This is a genomic window from Vibrio sp. Vb1755, assembly GCF_033338635.1.
GTDB classification, from domain to species: Bacteria; Pseudomonadota; Gammaproteobacteria; order Enterobacterales; family Vibrionaceae; genus Vibrio; species Vibrio alginolyticus.
In genome coordinates, this window is the sequence record NZ_JAWOTA010000115.1 from 1 (window position 1) to 1,519 (window position 1,519).

Here is a 1,519-nt window from a genome sequence, read left to right on the forward strand (position 1 = left end):
CGTTCTTGCCGCCACCAATATCTAGGATCTCTTGTGCGGTCATGTTCGAATCCATGGTCACGCCTTTCGCCACCGTCACCACACGAACATCGCTGTTGCCTTCGACCACATAAGCGCCACTTGATTTATTGAGAGCCGCGGTATCGGTTTTTGTGCCCGAAAACAGAAAGTGGCCTTCTTCATCTTGCGCATTGAAAGACGATTCGATGGAGTCACGGTAGCTTTTCAGTTCGGTGATCATGCCGCTACGGTCTTGATCCGTTAACGAACCGTTCGCGCCCCAAAGGACAATATCACGCATGCTTTTCAAGCTTTCGTTCACTGAATCTAGGTGTGTCTCTTGGCTTGAAAGCGTTGTTTTCAGGTTTGCGATGTTGCTTTGGTATTGAGCAATCGCGCTGTTTTCGCGTTCCAAGTTAAGCAGCTTGATAGACGCCATTGGATCATCAGACAGCTTAGTCAGTCGCTCACGTGTCGACATTTGTTGAAGTACTTTCCCAAGGCCTGCGCTGTTGCTCTGCAGGCTTTGCAGCATCATTTGGCTGAATTGGTTATCACTGATTCGCATCTGGGTTTCCTCTAGAATAACTGCAATACAGAGTCGAACAGCTGGTTCGCCGTACTGATCACTTTCATGTTGGCATTGTGCGCGTTAGCAAACGTCATCAAGTTCGCGGCTTCTTCATCGCTGTTCACGGCACTTACGTTGTCGCGAGCGGTATGCGCTTGCTTACTCATTGCCAGTTTTGCTTGGTAATCCGCATCGGCCTGACGTGCTTTGATCGCCGTTTGGCCAACCATTGAGGTAAAGGCATCGTTTAAGCTCACTGAGCCGTAGCCCGTTACCGCAACCGGTTTGTTACTCAAATCAATCAAAGATTTAAGAACATTCGCATTACCCGGCGTACCATCGCTTGAAAACGCCAATTCTTCCGCGCTCAAATCTGTAATGGTTAAACTTGCCGCTGGGTTATCAGGGTCGTAGTTAAACAGTGGTTTGCCAGCATTGCCTTTCAAGTCTTTACCTGTAGCAAGTACCGCGTTGTACTCATCTGCCAGAGCTTTTGCCATGTCATCAAGCGCTACTTGGTTTGGCTTTAGAACGTCGGTTTGGTAATCGTTGATGGCACCCAACTTACCCCCGACCGAATCGCCAATAGCGAAGCTTTGATTAGCAAAATTCACGTGCAGATCCGCAAGATACGGATCGCTTGGATCAGGAATCGCAGACAGTTGACCAAAGTCCGAGCCCATGACTAACGGCTGACCAGAAACCAACGTCACCTGCATGCTGCCATCCGGTTGATCGGTTGTTTTCACTTCGATCACTTGTGACAGCTCACCGATCAGCTTTTCACGCGTGTCCATCAATTGAGCTGGGTTACCGCCTGTACCTTGCATTTCAACGATTTGCTTGTTCACGTGAGCGATGTTCGACATCAGACTGTTTGCATGAGTCAGCGCAGCAGTGCGCTGATCATTCATGTCTTTATGTTGGTTGTGCAAAGACTGAGTTAGT

The 1,519-nt window shown here is 48.8% G+C and carries 2 protein-coding genes; both read right to left on the reverse strand.

All coding sequences use genetic code 11. From position 1 onward, the window contains the following. The coding region (gene flgL / locus R7E00_RS23080; RefSeq protein ID WP_318124563.1) for a flagellar hook-associated protein FlgL at positions 1–568 on the reverse strand (568 nt) is incomplete at its 3' end. Between the two features lie 11 nt (positions 569–579). Beyond that, positions 580–1,519 (reverse strand): flagellar hook-associated protein FlgK (gene flgK / locus R7E00_RS23085; protein WP_318124565.1); only part of this gene is annotated, 940 nt, incomplete at its 5' end.